Source organism: Rhodobacter sp. Har01, assembly GCF_020564565.1.
Lineage (GTDB): Bacteria > Pseudomonadota > Alphaproteobacteria > Rhodobacterales > Rhodobacteraceae > Pseudogemmobacter.
In genome coordinates, this window is the sequence record NZ_JAJCTD010000004.1 from 223383 (window position 1) to 238084 (window position 14702).

A 14702-nucleotide genomic window follows, 5' to 3' on the forward strand; every position below is an offset into this window, starting at 1 on the left:
GCCGCCTCATTGCAAGAGGCATCGCACACGCGGCTTAACGCAAGATGACCCATCAGGGTTCCGCTGCAAGCCTGTGTCACCCGTTTCACGCGAATGTCAGAAAGCCTGAGCGTTTTTGTCAGAATGTTTCAGATCGCCACCCGCTCGCCCAGTTCCACCACCCGGTCGCGCGGCAGGTGGTAGAAATCCGTCGGATCGGCCGCAAAGCGGGTCAGCGCGACGTAGAAGCGGTCCATCAGCAGTTCCAGCCCCCGGCCCGTTGCCACCGCCCGCCTGCGGCCCAGGAAGAAGGTCGAGGTCATCACGTCGAACCGCAGGCCCGCCTTGCGCGCATGTCCCATGGCGCGGCTGACATTCGGCGTCTCCATGAAGCCGAAACGCAGGGTCAGGCGCAGGAACGCGCCACCCAGGGCCTCGACGCTGGCGCGCTCCTCGGCGGTGGCATAGGGCACCCGCAGCGTCTCGACCGTCAGGAACACGGTCTGCTCGTGCAGCACCCGGTTGTGCTTGAGGTTGTGCAGCAGCGCCGAGGGCACGATGTCGGGGTCGCCGGTCAGGAAAAACCCGGTGCCGGGGATCACGTTCACCGAGGACCCACGCATCGACCGCACGAAGCTGGCCACCGGCACCGCCAGCTTGTGCACCCGCGCCTTGACCAGTTGCGTGCCGCGCCACCAGGCCCACATCACCAGGCCTACCACCAACGCCGCCAGCACCGGCACATAGCCGCCGTCCATCAGCTTGGTCAGGTTTGACGCCAGGAACACCCACTCGATCACCGCCACCGGCGCGGCCAGCAGCAGCGCCGCCGGCACCGACAGCCGCCCCGAACGCACCAGATACAGCACGCCCAGCACCGTGGTCAGCACCATCGTTCCGGTCACCGCAATGCCGTAAGCCGAGGCCAGCGCCCCCGAGGACCGGAACCCCAGCACCAGCCACAGCACGCCGCCCAAGAGCAGCCAGTTCACCGAGGGAATGTAGATCTGCCCGCTTTGCCCCTCGGCTGTATGCACGATCCGCAGCCTCGGCAGAAAGCCCAGTTGTGCCGCCCCGCGCGCCATCGAGAAGGCGCCCGAGATCACCGCCTGGCTGGCGATCACCGTGGCCGCCGTGGCCAGACCCACCAGCAAGGGCAGCAGGGCGGCGGGGGCCATGGCAAAGAACGAATCCGAAGCTGCCTCGGGATGCGCCAGCACCAGCGCGCCCTGGCCGAGGTAGTTCAGCACCAGCGCCGGGAACACCAGCGCGAACCAGGCCGTCATGATCGGCTTGCGGCCGAAATGGCCCAGGTCGGCGTAAAGCGCCTCGCCTCCGGTCACCGCCAGGAACACCGCCCCCAGCACCACGAAGGCCACGCCGGTGTGGTGGACCAGGAACTGCCCGCCCCAGACCGGGCTGAAGGCCGAGATCACCCAGGGGGTCTCGGCCATGTGCCACAGGCCAAGGCCCGCCAGCGCCAGGAACCAGACCACCGTGACCGGCCCGAACAGCCGCGCCACGCTGGCCGTGCCGCGCCGTTGCCCGAAGAACAGCGCCACCAGGATGCCGATGGTGATCGGCAGGACGTAGCTTTCCATGGCCGGCAGGATCAGTTCCGTCCCCTCGACCGCCGACAAGACCGAGATCGCCGGCGTGATCGCCGCGTCGCCGGCAAACAGCGCCGCCCCGGCGATCGCCAGCAGCAGCACCGGAATCGACCGCTTTCCGGCCGCCAGCCGCACCAGCGTATACAACGCCAGAATGCCGCCCTCGCCCCGGTTGTCGGCGCGCAGCAGGGCGAAGACATACTTGACCGTGACGATCAGGAGCAGCGTCCAGATCAGCAGCGACAGGATGCCCAGCACCTCGGGCGGGCCGGGCTGGGCCACGCCGGTTGCCCGCAGGGCCTCGCGGAAGGCATAGATCGGCGAGGTGCCGATGTCGCCATAAACCACGCCGATGGCGCCCAGCGTCAGCGCAAGATGGCCCTGATGCGCGGCCTCGTCCTGGTGAATGTCGGTCGGTGCTTCGGCTTCGGCCTTCAGGTAGTCGGCAATGTCAAGTGCCTCTTCGTCGAACAGCGGCAGCGACATCTGGTCCGCGATGCGGACAGGGTCGTGAATCATGGAAATCCACCATGAAAGGGAATGGGCAGGGATTGTGTGGGGGGGGGCCGGACCTGCCATGCCCGCCATGAACGGGCGTCCGCAGGCACTGCGTCATCCGGCCATGCCCCCGGGGCAGCAGGGGCGATCGGAAACTCCGACTCCATCACCGGCCGCGCCGGCACAAAGGCATATTGCGACTCTCGCGATACGCTTGCAAGCCAAGGCCCCGAAGGCGTGCCTTTGCGGCCCCCGCGACGCCGAACGGAAAGCCTTAGCCCGCCCCCCGCAAGGCCGCGATCAGCCCCGCCATGTCGGCCGGCAAGGGGGCGGCAAAGTCCAGCCGGGCGCCGGTCACCGGGTGGTGGAACCCCAGCGTCGCCGCATGCAGCGCCTGCCGCGGAAAGCCCATGCCCGCGGCCGCCCCGTCGCCCAGAACCCGCACCGACAGGGTGCGCTTCCCGCCATAGACCGGGTCGCCCAGCAGCCCGTGCCCGGCATGCGCTAGATGCACCCGGATCTGGTGCGTCCGCCCGGTCTCAAGCCAGCACTCGACCAGCGCCGCCTGGTCGGCAAAGCCTTCCACCACCCGCAGCCGCGTTACCGCGTGCCGGCCATCGGGCGGCCAGACCACCGCCTGCCGCTGCCGGTCGGTGCGGTGCCGCGCCAGGTTTGTCGCGATGCGCAGGATGCCCCCCGCCTCGGCGCTGACCCCGCGGGTGCCGCGCAGCCGAGGATCGGTCGCCGTGGGCACGCCATGCACCACCGCCAGATAGTGCCGCGTCACCGAATGCGCCGCGAACTGCGCCGCCAGCCCCTGATGCGCCCGGTCGGTCTTGGCCACCACCAGCAAGCCACTGGTATCCTTGTCGATCCGGTGCACGATCCCCGGCCGCCTGGCCCCGCCGATGCCCGACAGGCTGTCGCCGCAGTGGTGCAGCAGCGCGTTCACCAGCGTCCCGGACGGAGACCCCGGCGCCGGATGCACCACCATGCCCGCCGGCTTGTCGATCACGATCAGATCGGCGTCCTCGTGGACCACCACCAGCGGGATCGCCTCCGGCTGCGCCTCGATCTCGACCGCCGCCGTCCGGCGGATCGTCCAGACCTGCCCCGGCGCCGCCTTTGCCTTCTGGTCGCGCACCACCGCGCCGTCCCGGCTGACCGCGCCCTCTTCGATCAGCCGCGCGATCTGCGACCGCGACAGCGCCGCTGCCTCTGGCACCGCGGCCGCAAGCGCCTTATCAAGGCGGGCAGGCGCGTCGGGGCCCAGCGTCACCGTCACCACAGTCGGCGCCACCCGGGCGTCGTCGTCATCGTCGAAAGGTTCGTCCGCCATGGCCGCTCCCGAAGAGGGCTCGCTTCCGCCCTCGCTCCGCATCCTGAAAGGACTGGTGATCCTGCTCACCGTTTCCATGATCGTCGCCGTCTTAACGGTGGTGTTCCTGCTTGTCACCCGGATGCCGAAGGCCTTCACCAGCCTGCCGAAGCTGCCCGAAAGCGTGGTGCTGCCCGCGGGCGAGACGGCCGAGGCGATCACCTTCGGCAAGACCTGGTTCGCCGTGGTCACCACATCGGGGCGGCTGCTGGTCTATTCCGACACCGGAAAACTTCGTCAGGATGTGACGCCATCCCCTTCGGAAGACTGAGTTTTCCGCTTGGCGTCGCGCCAGCGCCGCCAGTCGGCGGCCGACCGCGCCACCACCTCGCGCACCGCCGCCCCCACCGCCTCGCCCACCGCCGTGTGCAGCCCGGCATAGCGCGCCTCGCCCGGCGGGCAGGCCAGCGCAGTGCAATCGGTGCCGGTGCCGCTGGCAAGGCCGGTCGCCAGCGGCAGGCCCAGTTCGACCAGCGCCGCCGTCCGGGCCTGCACGGCGATGGTCAACGCCTCAAGCTGCGCGGCTTCGGTCAGGGCGGCATCCACCGCCACCAGCAGGTTGATCGTGCCATAGTCCGCCGGGTGCCAGGGCAGCCGCCGCCCCACGCTTTCGGCATTCGAAAGGCCCAGCGTCACCATCGCCTGTGCGGTGACTCCCTCCACCGTGCTGCGGGCCTGATCCCAGGTGCCGACATCGCGAGAGGTCAGCATCCCCACCGCCCCCGGCGCCCGCTGCATCTGCCCGGCGAACCAGCTTTCGGCATCGAACCCGGGGGTCAGATCGGCATTCCGCACCTCGCGCCACAGGACGTGGTCGGTCAGCCGATACCCCGCGCCAAAGGGCGCATGCGACAGCACGCGCATCGGCCGGGCCAGCCGGGCAATCAGCCAGGGCCGCTCAAGCGTGACCGCGATCACCGCACCAGCCCCATCGGCTGGAACACCGGCCCGTCCTCAGTTTCGGCGTGGAAGCCCCTGATTCCGAATACTTCCGCCAGAGTCTCATCGGTCAGCACCGCGCGCGGCGGGCCATCGGCCACCAGCCGCCCCCGATGCATCAGGATCAACCGCGAACAGTGCCGCGCCGCCAGCCCCAGGTCGTGGATCGAGGCGACCACGCCCCGCCCCTCGGCCGCCAGGTCGGCAAAGACCTGCATGGTGCGGATCTGCGCCTCGGGGTCCAGCCCGGCCACCGGCTCATCCGCCAGGAGCAGCGGAGTCTCCTGCGCCAGGGCCCGGGCGATCAGCACCCGCGCCTGTTCGCCCCCCGACAGTGCGGTGGCGCTGCGGTCGCGAAAACTGGTCAGACCCATGCGGACCAGCGCCCGCGTCACCGCCGGGTCGGCGGGGTCGGCCGTGCCGTGCGGGCTGCGGCCCAGCGCCACCAGAACCTCGACGCTGACCGGCCAGGCGATCTCGCGTCCCTGCGGCAGGAAGGCGGCGGCCTTGGCCCGGGCCAGCGGCGGCAGGGCGGCGAGCGACGAATGGCCGGTGCCCGGCAGCAGCCCCAGCGCACCGCGCAGCAGGCTGGTCTTGCCGGCCCCGTTGGGGCCGAGGAGGCCGATGAACTCGCCCGCGCCGATGGTCAGGCTGACGTCGTCGACCACCGGGCACGCGCCGCGACGGATGGTTAGGTTTTCTAACGAAAGCAGGGTCATGCCTCGACCCTCCGCATCCGCCAGATCAGGTGCAGAAAGAACGGAGCACCCACCAGCGCGGTCAGGACGCCCAGCTTGAGGTCTTGATCCGGCGCGACAAGCCGGGTGGCGATATCGGCGGCCAGCAGCATGGCGGCCCCACCCAGGGCCGATGCCGGCAGCAGGCGCGAGGGGCGGGCACCGACCAGCGGGCGCAAGAGGTGGGGCACCACGAGGCCGACGAAGCCGACCGCCCCGGCAACGGCAACGGCGGCGCCAACGCTGGCGGCGGTGCCCAGGATCAGCGTCAGGCGCAGGCGGGGCAGGTTCACGCCCAGCGACTGCGCGGCGTCCTCGCCCAGGGTCAGCGCGTCAAGGCCACGGCCAAGGGTCAGAAGCGCGGCCATCCCGGCGGCCATGAAGGGCGCGGCCAGCCAGACATGGGTCATCGAGCGGTCGGCCAGCGAGCCCATCATCCAGTAGACGATTTCCATCGCCGCAAAGGGGTTTGGCGACAGGTTCAGCACCAGCGAGGTCAGCGCCGAGGTCAGCGCCGACAGCGCGATACCGGCCAGGATCAGCGCCAGCGCCCCGCCACGCGGACCGGCAAGAAGCAGGATCAGCAGCACCGAAAGCCCCGCGCCGGTCAACGCAGACAACGGCAGCGCCAGCGGCAGGGCGGCGGCAAGGCCGGTCTGCAGGGCCAGAACCGCGCCCAGGGCGGCGGATGAAGACACGCCGATAAGGCCCGGTTCTGCAAGGGGATTTCGCAAGTACCCCTGCATCGCCGCGCCGGACAGCCCCAGCACCGCCCCGGCCAGCAGGCCCAGGATCGCGCGCGGCAGACGGATCTCTCGCATCACCAGAACCACGGCGTCGCCGTCGCCCCGGAACAGGGCGCGGAGCGAGTCCCCCAGGCCCAGGCCGGCCGGGCCGATCAGCAGCGAGGCCGCAAAAAGCGCCGCCACCAGCAAGGCCAGGGCCGGCAGGACCGGCTTCATTCCAGCGCCTCGCGGGCGGCCTTCATGCCGGCCACGGCGCGCAGGATATGCGGCGTGCCGCAGACCCAGTCGGCATCGGAACTGGCTGATATTCCAGCCTTTTCGCGAACCTTGGCCAGCGCGGGATGATCCAGGATCTCCTCGGACCGCGAGGCGCCGGGATAGGGCACCGAGGTCACCACCACCTGCGGGCGGGCCATCACCAGACGCTCAAGCGGCAGGATGCCGCCGCCGGTCAGCCCCGCCGTGGCGCCGACGTTCGAGAACCCGGTGTGGGCCAGAACGTCGTTCGCCAGCGTCCCATCTCCGGTGGTGTAGCCGTTCGGATAATACAGCGCGGCGGTCGCCGGGGGCAGGTCGACGGCCAGCGCGGCCAGCCCGGCGGCGAAGTCGGCGGCCAGCTTGCGGGCGGCGTCTTCGCGGCCAAGAGCTTGGCCGACAATGAGAATCTGTTCAGGCACCTGATCCAGCGAGGTCACCGGCGGCACCTGCACGACCCTGACCCCCAGCCGCCGCAGCAGGTCAACCGAGCCAAGCGCGGTGTAGGTTCCGGCCAACACCAGATCGGGGCGCATCAGGAACACCTCTTCGGCGCCGCCGCGGTTGGCAGGGTAGGCCGCGGCCTGATCCACCATCGACGACGACAGCGGGTCCGAGGCCAGCACGCTGACCGAGACCAGTTGCCCGGGGGCGGCCAGCAGCATTGCCAACTGGTCGGTGCAGAGGTTCATCGACACGACGCGGGCGGGGGCCTCGGCCAGCGCCGGGGGTGCCCCGCAAACCATTGCGAGCACTGCGGTCATGGCCAGGACGCCAGGCATCGCCCAGGTCGGCACGGCGTCTTGCAGACGCGGGACAAACGTCAGGCTGTGGCAGCCGCCGTGCCTTGCGTTGGTCATTTTGCCGCCCCCCTGATTCGGCGCCGGGCGAGGCCAGTCCCCGCCCGGCCGCAAATGCCTAGAACTTCGCCTCGACGCCCAGATAGACCGCCCGGCCCGAGGCGGCGTAGCCGTTGACCATCTGATAATCGGCGTCCAGCAGGTTCTCGACCCGCAGGTAGGCCTGGGTCGTGTCGGTCAGGTCATAGGAGACCTGGCCGTTCAGCACGGTGTAGTCGGGCATCGCCACGGCGAGGAAGGTGTTGGCGTCGTTGTCGATGCGCCCCGCCACATGGGTCAGCGTCAGGCCGCCCGAGAGCCGGTCGGACATCTGCGCATCCACCGACAGCGCCAGGTCGTGGTAGGGGACCTGGATCAACCGGCTGCCGTCAGGGCGCCGGCCGTCGGTGTAGGTATAGGCAAGGCCCAGGGTCACGGCGTCCGACACCGGCACGGCCGCGGCCAGTTCCACCCCCTGCCGGGTCGAGACCCCGGGCAGGTTCACCAGCGTCGAGGGTGCGCCGAACTGGTAGGTGATGAGGTTGTCCACATCCAGCCGGAACAGGGTGGCCGACAGGGTGGCCGCGCCGACCTGCTGCTCGATGCCGACCTCGATGCTTTCGCTTTCCTCGGGCTGCAGATCGGGATTGCCGACGAAGGGGAAGAAGCCGGGGTAGTCGCCGAAACGCTCGTCGATCGAAGGGGCGCGGAAGCCGGTGGCATAGGCGGCGCGCAGGGTGGTGCCGTCCGCGGGGCGCCAGGCCAGGGCCAGCCGGCCGGTGGCAAAGTCGCCGAAGCCAGAGTTGTGGTCGCTGCGCAGGGTGGCCGCGATGTCCAGCGTCTCGGATGGGGCCCAGATCGCCTGGGCGAAGACCCCGGCGATGTCGGTCGAGGCGCTGCCGCCGGGCAGGTTGGAATACTCGGCCGTCTCTTCCGACCAGTCGGCGCCGTAGACGAAGCTGAGCGCCGGCGAGACCTGGGTGGTGCCCTGCCACGAGAAGGTGACGCGCCGGCCGCCATATGTGGCGATGTCGCCGGCCTGGTCGTAGCTGCGGTCGGTGTCATAGAGGGCCAGGTCGAAGACGTGGTCGGTGTTGCCGGTCGCCCATTCGGCAAAGACGCGGGCGCCGGTTTCACGGCGGGTCTGGCTGTAGCCGATCAGGTCGCCCAGAACGAAGGCGGGGGTGTAGCCGTCATAATCCTGCGTGGTGTCCTGCGCGAAGACGGCGCCGCCCAGGGTCAGCACGTCGCTGGCCTGGTAGCGGGCCGAGAACGACAGCCGGGTCGCTTCGGCGCCGTCATCCTCGGCGCCGCCGTCGAAGGCGGAATAGCCGTCGGTGCGCAGGCGGGTGGCCGCAAAGGCCAGGTCCAGCCGGTCGGTCTTTTGCGTCAGGCCGTAGGACAGCCTTGCGGTGCCGAAGCTGCCGGCTTCGACCGTGGCGGTCTGGTGCAGGCCCTCCTCGGTTGCGCCCAGCGTGGTGATGGCGATCACGCCGCCGACCGCACTGCCGCCCCAGAGCGCGGATTGCGAGCCGCGCAGAACCTCGATCCGGGAAACGTCGGCGGTCATCAGGCTGCCGAAGTCGAAGGACACATTGGTGCCCGAGGGGTCGGACACGCGGATGCCATCGACATAGACCGCCAGATAGCGGCCGTCGGCGCCGCGCACCCGCAGCGCGGCGGTCGATCCGAAGGGGCCGGACTGCGACAGGCTGACACCAGGCAGGCGCGACAGCGCGGCGGCGACGGTGGTGTCGCGCGACTTCCGCAGATCCTCGGCATCGACGACATCGACCGAGACGCCGGTGCGCAGCCGCTCGACCGCGGTGCGCAGGGCCGAGACGACGATTTCGGCCAGTTCGATGTCCTGTGCCGGGGCGGGGGTGGCAGCAAGTAGGGCAATCAGCGAAACGGCAAGGCGTTTCATCGGGTCTTTCCTTTCCCTTGGGCCGGGTGCGGCCCTGCAAGCGTGGTGTCTTGGGAAAGGGAACCTTTCCGCCGACGGGTGAAGCGTCACCTCTGGCGGACGTCCGCCTGCCGTGGCGCGCCCCGCGCCCCGGAAAGGGTGATCACCTCGGCAGGTCTCCTGGCTATGCGGGTCGTTGCTTTGACGGGCCTTCCCGGTTTCCCAGTGGCGTAGTCCGTCATCGCTCGCCGCTTACAGTTGCGGGGGCAGCCGCGGATTTGCACCGCGTTCCCTTTTCGTCCGGGGTTTGACGCCCGGAACCGAAGGCGCCCTTTGCATAGACCGATGGGCCGCGGTGTCAAGCGGCTGCGCGGCGCCGGCGGGGCGTTTGCGACATGCGCCGTGGCGCGGCGGGGATGGACCCATGGCGCGGGGGCGGCCAGCATGGGGGCGGGTGCAGGGAGAATCGGGATGATCGGCGATCTGGGCGCGACGGATGCCACCGAGCTGGCGGGGCTGGTGGCAAAGGGCGCGGTGACGGCGGATGAGTTGCTGGATGCCGCCCTGGCGGCGGTCGAGGCGCGCAATGGGGCGTTGAACGCGGTGGTGCTGGTGCAGGAGGCGGTCGCCCGGCGGTCGATCCGGGAGGGCTTGCCGGCGGGGCCGTTCCGCGGGGTTCCCTTCCTGATCAAGGACCTGGGGGTTGAGGCCAAGGATTTCCCCTCGCACAACGGATCACGGTTGCTGGCGGACACGCGCTATCCGGGGGATTCGGCGATCTTCGCCCGCATCAAGGCGACCGGGGTGGTGACCTTTGGCCGCACGACCAGCCCCGAGGGCGGGATCGGGGCGGCGACCGAGGCGGCGGTCTATGGCGGGCCGACGCGGAACCCCTGGAACCTTGACCACACGCCGGGCGGGTCTTCGGGCGGCGCGGGGGCGGCGGTTGCGGCGGGGATCGTGGCCTTTGCGCATGGCTCGGATGGCGGCGGGTCGGTGCGGATACCGGCCTCAAGCTGCGGGTTGTTCGGGTTCAAGCCGACGCGGGCGCGGTTGCCGGACGGGCCTTATGCCGGCGAAGGCTGGGCGGGAATGGCGATCGACGGGTTCCTGACCCGGTCGGTGCGCGACACGGCGGTGATGCTGGACGCCTGCGAAGGCGCCGATCCGGGCGCGCCCTACTGGGCGCCGCCGCTGGCGCGCGGCCATGCGGCGGCGATCAGCCGCCCGCCGCGGCGGCTGCGGGTGGGGATCTGCGACACCACGCTGACCGGTGGGCCGATCGACCCGCAGGTGGCCGAGGCGGTGCGGGCGACGGGGCGGCTGCTGGAGGGGCTGGGGCATCAGGTTGTACCGGTTTTGCCCAAGGCCGACGTTCCCGGCATGATGCGGGCCTGGACGGATATCGTCGCGGTGGGCACCGCCCTGGGGATTCGCAGCGCCCTGAAGGGGCGGGCGTTGACGGCCGATCTGGTGGAGGGCGTCGGGCGCGGGGCGGTGGCCCATGCCGAAACCCTGCATCCGACGCGGTATCTCCAGGCGGTGGGGCAGATCCATGCCTTCGGGCGGCAGATGGCGGCTGAGTTCGATCAGATCGACGTGCTGCTTAGCGCGACGCTGGCCGAGCCTCCGGCCAGCGTCGGGCGCTTCGGTCACGCGACCGAGGACTATGTCGCCTATCGCACCGGACCGCAGGGGATTTTCGCCTATTCGCCGTTCTGCGCGGTGTTCAATGCCAGCGGCCAGCCCGCCGCGAGCCTGCCGCTGGGGTGGTCGGCCGATGGGTTGCCCATCGGCGTGCATCTGGCCGCCGCTTTCGGCCAGGATGAACTGCTGATCGCCCTGTGCGCAGAGGTTGAGCGGGCGGCACCCTGGGCGGCGAAAAGGGCGCCGATGGCGGGATGAACGGAAGGAATCGCTTGTAAACAGACAACTGGCCCGCCCAATATGATCAAAAGACATAAGACAGGGGGGTGCGACCGTGGCCGATGAGGTGACGATCTCTGCCCGGAACGTGGTGAAGGCCTTCGGCCAGGGCGCCGCCGCCGTGCGGGCGCTGGACGATGTCAGCGTCGACATCCGGCGGGGCGAGTTCTTCACCCTTCTCGGCCCCTCGGGCTGCGGCAAGACCACGCTTCTGCGGCTGATCGCGGGGTTCGAGATGCCCACCGGGGGCACCATCCTGCTGGATGGCGCCGACATCACCACCCTGCCCCCGAACAAGCGGCCGGTGAACACGGTGTTCCAGAGCTATGCGCTGTTTCCACACCTGACGGTGGCACAGAACGTGGCCTTCGGGCTGGAGATGCTGGGCAAGCCCTCGGCCGAGGTGAAGGCGCGGACGGCGAAGATGCTGGAACTGGTCAAGCTGGACGCGCTGGCAGGCCGCAAGGTGGCGCAATTGTCGGGCGGGCAGCAGCAGCGGGTGGCATTGGCGCGCGCGCTGGCGCCGCAGCCGAAGGTGCTGCTGCTGGACGAGCCGCTGTCGGCCTTGGACCTGAAGCTGCGCAAGGAGATGCAGATCGAGCTGAAGCGGCTGCAGCTTGAGACCGGCATCACCTTCGTCTTCGTCACCCATGACCAGGAAGAAGCCCTGACCATGTCCGACCGGATCGGCGTGATGAGCCAGGGCAAGCTGCAGCAGGTGGGCAGCGCGCAGGACATCTACACAAGGCCGATCAACCGCTTCGTGGCGGATTTCATCGGCGAGACCAATTTCCTGACCGGCACGGCTGAGGCCGGCGGCGTGCGCCTTGCCACCGGCGACGTGATCGCGGTGCAGGGGCTGAAGCCCGCCGATATCGGCCGCCCGCATACGGTGATCGTGCGGCCCGAGCAGTTGCGGCTGGGGCCGGTGGAACCGGGCGCCCTGCCCGCCACCGTCTCGGTGCTGGTCTATTTCGGCACCGACACGCATTGCCACCTGCACCTGAAGGACGGCACCGAGGTCGTCGCCCGGCTGCAAAGCCCGGCCGATGGCGAGGCGGGGCTGAAGCAGGGCGATCAGGTGGGCATCCGCTTCGCCCCCGGCGCGGTGCAGGCGGTGGAGGACTGAGAGATGAGCGCCGCCGAGGAGAACGCCGTCAGACGCAGCGCCCGCAACGGCTGGCTGCTGTCGGCGCCGGCGCTGGTATTGCTGCTTGCGGCGGCGGCGGGGCCGCTCTTGATCGTGCTGGTCTATTCCTTCCTGTCCCCCGGCCAGCACGGCAACGTGGTCTGGGATTTCTCGACCGGGGGCTGGACCGGCATCCTGTGGTCGAAGGACATCTTCACCGACGAATGGGTGCTGGCGGATGCGCATCTGACGATCTTCTGGCGGTCGGTCAGCCTGTCCTTGATGACCACCGCCTTCACCTTCATCCTGGGCTTTCCGACCGCCTGGTTCATCGCCACGCGGCCGCCCCGGCAGCGGGCGCTGTGGCTGTTCCTGATCACCATTCCGTTCTGGACCAACCTCTTGATCCGCACCTATGCGATCAACGAGGTGCTGCGGAAGGAAGGCCTGATCAACGCGGTGCTGCTGAAGCTGGGGGTGATCGAGGCGCCGCTCGACATGCTCTACGGCCCCTTCGCGATCTTTGTCGGCATGACCTATGTCTACCTGCCGCTGATGGTGCTGCCGCTGTTCGCCGCCATCGACCGCTTCGACATGAAGCTTCTGGAGGCGGGCTATGACCTTTATGCCAGCCGGGGCCAGGTGCTGCGCCGGGTGATCCTGCCGATCGTCAAGCCCGGCATCATCGCCGGGTCGATCCTGGTCTTCGTGCCCAGCCTTGGCGCCTATGTCACGCCGCGCGTGCTGGGCGGCGGCAAGCAGATGATGATCGGCAACTTCATCGAGCTGCAGTTCCTGGCCGGGAAGAACTGGCCGCTGGGGGCGGCGCTGTCGATGATGCTGCTGATCATCGTGACCGTCGCCCTGCTGGTCTATGTGCGCTATGCCAACCGGGATGCCGGCCATGGCTGAGCGGTCGTTCCATGTCGCCCGGCTGCCCGGCTTTGCCACCATGGCGGTGCTGGTCTTCATCGCCCTTTACCTGCCGATCTTCACGCTGGTGGCCTATTCCTTCAACGCCTCGAACGCGGTCGGCGTCTGGGGCGGGTTCTCGCTGGACTGGTATGCCAAGGCCTGGGCGAACCAGCAGGTGAAGGATGCGACGGTGCGGTCGCTGATGATCGCCTGTTTCGCGGCCCTGATCTCGACCGTGGTGGCGACCATGGCCGCGCTGGGCACGACACGGCGGCAGGCGTTCCGGGGCCAGACCTTCATCTATGTGATGATCAACCAGCCGCTGATGGTGCCGGAAATCGTGACCGCGGTGGCGTTGATGATCCTGTTCGGGCTGGTCAAGCAGGCGACCGGCATCCATGGCCTGGGCTATCTGGTGCTGGCCCATGCGGCCTTTTGCGTGCCTTTCGCCTATCTGCCGATCCGGGCGCGGCTGGAAGGCATGGACCTGACGCTGGAGACGGCGGCGGCGGACCTTTACGCGACGCCCTGGCAGACCTTCCGCCGGGTCACCCTGCCCTTGCTGGCGCCGGGCATGATCGCCGGGGCGATGCTGGCCTTTGTCATCAGCCTGGACGACGTGGTGATTACCGAGTTCGTGAAGTCGGGCGGGCAGGATACGCTGCCCACCTACATGCTGGGCCAGCTGCGCCGCCAGCTGACCCCCGAGATCAACGCGGTTTCCACCATGCTGCTGGCGGTGACCGTGGTTCTGCTGACCGCGTTCTTCCTGCTGACGCGAAAGAAAGACTGAAAAACCAACCGGGAGAAAGACGATGAAAAGACTTCTGACCGCGACCGCGCTCTTGACGGCGACGACCGGGCTTGCCTCGGCCGAGGGGGTTCTGCAGCTGTACAACTGGGGCAACTACACCAGCCCCGAGTTGCTGGCCAAGTTCGAGTCGGAGACCGGAATCAAGGTCACCGTGACCGACTATGACAGCAACGACACCGCGCTGGCCAAGATCGAGGCCGGCGGGCATGGCTTCGACCTGGTGGTGCCCTCGGCCAACTATGTGCCGATCTTCGCCGAGAAGGGGCTGACGGTCGAGCTGGACCTGTCGAAACTGCCGAACCACGCCAACATCGCGCCGGAATGGATGACCGTGCCGTGGGATGAGGGCCGCAAGAACTCGATCCCGTGGCAGTGGGGCTCGACCGGGGTCGCCGTGAACACATCGGTCTATGGCGGCGACATCAACACGTCAGCGGTCTGGCTGGAAGTGCCAGACGAGTTGAAGGGCAAGATCAACGTCGTGCCCGAGATGATGGATGTGGTCTCGCTGGCGACCTTCTACTACGGCGGCGAGGCCTGTTCGGAAGACCTGGAAGTGCTGAAGAAGGTGCGCGACGGGCTGATCGCGGCCAAGCCGAACTGGATTTCCATGGACTATGGTGCGACCGAGAAGCTGTCGAACAACGACTGGGCGGCGAGCGTGAACTGGAACGGCAGCTCGATGCGGGCGCGGCTGGCGAACCCGGACGTGGCCTATGGCTATCCGAAGGAAGGCTATGTGCTGTGGATGGACAGCGCGATGCTGCTGAAGGACGCGCAGAACGTCGAGGAGGCCTACACGTTCCTGAACTTCATCATGGTGCCGGAGAATGCGGCGATGATCAGCGCCTTTGCCCGCTATGCCAACGGGATTTCGGGGTCGGACGCCTTCATGCCGGACGACATGAAGACGGCGCCCGAGGTCGTGGTGCCGGAAGAGTTCAAGGCGGCGGGGCATTTCCTGCCGACCTGTTCGGAGAAGTCGCGCGAATACATGACCGCGATCTGGACCGAGCTGCAGAAGTGACCGG

At 68.9% G+C, this 14702-nt stretch carries 13 protein-coding genes and 1 riboswitch; of the genes, 6 read left to right on the top strand and 7 right to left on the bottom strand.

Going from position 1 to position 14702, the window contains the following annotated elements; all coding sequences use genetic code 11:
* Positions 1 to 128: 128 nt before the first annotated feature.
* Together LHP98_RS11820 and LHP98_RS11825 are read right to left on the bottom strand one after the other, a co-directional pair.
* Positions 129 to 2108 carry a potassium transporter Kup gene (locus tag LHP98_RS11820; protein ID WP_227252737.1) on the bottom strand — a complete coding sequence of 660 codons (1980 nt, stop codon included), beginning with the start codon at positions 2106 to 2108 and terminating at the stop codon, positions 129 to 131.
* A gap of 253 nt (positions 2109 to 2361) precedes the next feature.
* Positions 2362 to 3426: an RluA family pseudouridine synthase gene (locus LHP98_RS11825; protein WP_227252738.1), complete on the bottom strand. Its 1065-nt coding sequence runs from the start codon at positions 3424 to 3426 to the stop codon at positions 2362 to 2364.
* Between LHP98_RS11825 and LHP98_RS11830 the strand changes: the two genes are divergently transcribed.
* The gene (locus LHP98_RS11830) at positions 3425 to 3736 is read left to right on the top strand and encodes a DUF6476 family protein (protein ID WP_227252739.1); all 312 of its coding nucleotides are present in this window, start codon (positions 3425 to 3427) and stop codon (positions 3734 to 3736) included. The two genes, LHP98_RS11825 and LHP98_RS11830, sit on opposite strands and share 2 nt — an antisense overlap.
* Here LHP98_RS11830 and LHP98_RS11835 read toward each other — a convergent pair.
* From LHP98_RS11835 to LHP98_RS11855, 5 genes are all read right to left on the bottom strand, one after another.
* Positions 3703 to 4383 (bottom strand): adenosylcobinamide amidohydrolase, encoded by a 681-nt coding sequence (locus tag LHP98_RS11835; RefSeq protein WP_319638946.1) that lies wholly within the window; start codon positions 4381 to 4383, stop codon positions 3703 to 3705. The two genes, LHP98_RS11830 and LHP98_RS11835, sit on opposite strands and share 34 nt — an antisense overlap.
* Positions 4380 to 5123 (bottom strand): ABC transporter ATP-binding protein, encoded by a 744-nt coding sequence (locus LHP98_RS11840; protein WP_227252740.1) that lies wholly within the window; start codon positions 5121 to 5123, stop codon positions 4380 to 4382. The genes LHP98_RS11835 and LHP98_RS11840 overlap by 4 nt, the downstream gene beginning before the upstream one ends.
* Entirely contained in the window at positions 5120 to 6103 is a 984-nt protein-coding gene (locus LHP98_RS11845) for a FecCD family ABC transporter permease (protein WP_227252741.1), read from the bottom strand. The genes LHP98_RS11840 and LHP98_RS11845 overlap by 4 nt, the downstream gene beginning before the upstream one ends.
* Positions 6100 to 6906, bottom strand: a complete 807-nt coding sequence (locus tag LHP98_RS11850; RefSeq protein ID WP_227252941.1) for an ABC transporter substrate-binding protein — start codon at positions 6904 to 6906, stop codon at positions 6100 to 6102. Before LHP98_RS11850 ends, LHP98_RS11845 begins: the two co-directional genes overlap by 4 nt.
* Before the next feature lie 154 nt (positions 6907 to 7060).
* On the bottom strand, positions 7061 to 8908 hold the full coding sequence (locus LHP98_RS11855) for a TonB-dependent receptor plug domain-containing protein (RefSeq protein ID WP_227252742.1): 1848 nt from the start codon (positions 8906 to 8908) through the stop codon (positions 7061 to 7063).
* 131 nt (positions 8909 to 9039) lie between these two features.
* Positions 9040 to 9227: riboswitch (cobalamin riboswitch) on the bottom strand.
* Between the two features lie 131 nt (positions 9228 to 9358).
* Between LHP98_RS11855 and LHP98_RS11860 the strand changes: the two genes are divergently transcribed.
* The 5 genes from LHP98_RS11860 to LHP98_RS11880 all read left to right on the top strand — a co-directional run bounded on the left by LHP98_RS11860 (position 9359) and on the right by LHP98_RS11880 (position 14698).
* Positions 9359 to 10792, top strand: a complete 1434-nt coding sequence (locus tag LHP98_RS11860; protein WP_227252743.1) for an amidase — start codon at positions 9359 to 9361, stop codon at positions 10790 to 10792.
* Positions 10793 to 10868: 76 nt separating this feature from the next.
* Complete coding sequence (locus LHP98_RS11865; RefSeq protein WP_227252744.1) at positions 10869 to 11942, top strand: ABC transporter ATP-binding protein; 1074 nt, start codon at positions 10869 to 10871, stop codon at positions 11940 to 11942.
* A 3-nt stretch (positions 11943 to 11945) separates the two neighbouring features.
* The gene (locus LHP98_RS11870) at positions 11946 to 12854 is read left to right on the top strand and encodes an ABC transporter permease (RefSeq protein ID WP_227252745.1); all 909 of its coding nucleotides are present in this window, start codon (positions 11946 to 11948) and stop codon (positions 12852 to 12854) included.
* Entirely contained in the window at positions 12847 to 13650 is an 804-nt protein-coding gene (locus tag LHP98_RS11875; RefSeq protein ID WP_227252746.1) for an ABC transporter permease, read from the top strand. Before LHP98_RS11870 ends, LHP98_RS11875 begins: the two co-directional genes overlap by 8 nt.
* Positions 13651 to 13672: 22 nt before the next feature.
* Positions 13673 to 14698: an extracellular solute-binding protein gene (locus tag LHP98_RS11880; RefSeq protein WP_227252747.1), complete on the top strand. Its 1026-nt coding sequence runs from the start codon at positions 13673 to 13675 to the stop codon at positions 14696 to 14698.
* Positions 14699 to 14702 lie beyond the last annotated feature (4 nt).

Coding starts and splice junctions, on each gene's coding strand:
- LHP98_RS11820 (WP_227252737.1), bottom strand. CDS start 2,108: ATGATTCACGACCCTGTCCGCATCGCGGACCAGATGTCGCTGCCGCTG.
- LHP98_RS11830 (WP_227252739.1), top strand. CDS start 3,425: ATGGCCGCTCCCGAAGAGGGCTCGCTTCCGCCCTCGCTCCGCATCCTG.
- LHP98_RS11825 (WP_227252738.1), bottom strand. CDS start 3,426: ATGGCGGACGAACCTTTCGACGATGACGACGACGCCCGGGTGGCGCCG.
- LHP98_RS11840 (WP_227252740.1), bottom strand. CDS start 5,123: ATGACCCTGCTTTCGTTAGAAAACCTAACCATCCGTCGCGGCGCGTGC.
- LHP98_RS11845 (WP_227252741.1), bottom strand. CDS start 6,103: ATGAAGCCGGTCCTGCCGGCCCTGGCCTTGCTGGTGGCGGCGCTTTTT.
- LHP98_RS11850 (WP_227252941.1), bottom strand. CDS start 6,906: ATGACCGCAGTGCTCGCAATGGTTTGCGGGGCACCCCCGGCGCTGGCC.
- LHP98_RS11855 (WP_227252742.1), bottom strand. CDS start 8,908: ATGAAACGCCTTGCCGTTTCGCTGATTGCCCTACTTGCTGCCACCCCC.
- LHP98_RS11860 (WP_227252743.1), top strand. CDS start 9,359: ATGATCGGCGATCTGGGCGCGACGGATGCCACCGAGCTGGCGGGGCTG.
- LHP98_RS11870 (WP_227252745.1), top strand. CDS start 11,946: ATGAGCGCCGCCGAGGAGAACGCCGTCAGACGCAGCGCCCGCAACGGC.
- LHP98_RS11875 (WP_227252746.1), top strand. CDS start 12,847: ATGGCTGAGCGGTCGTTCCATGTCGCCCGGCTGCCCGGCTTTGCCACC.
- LHP98_RS11880 (WP_227252747.1), top strand. CDS start 13,673: ATGAAAAGACTTCTGACCGCGACCGCGCTCTTGACGGCGACGACCGGG.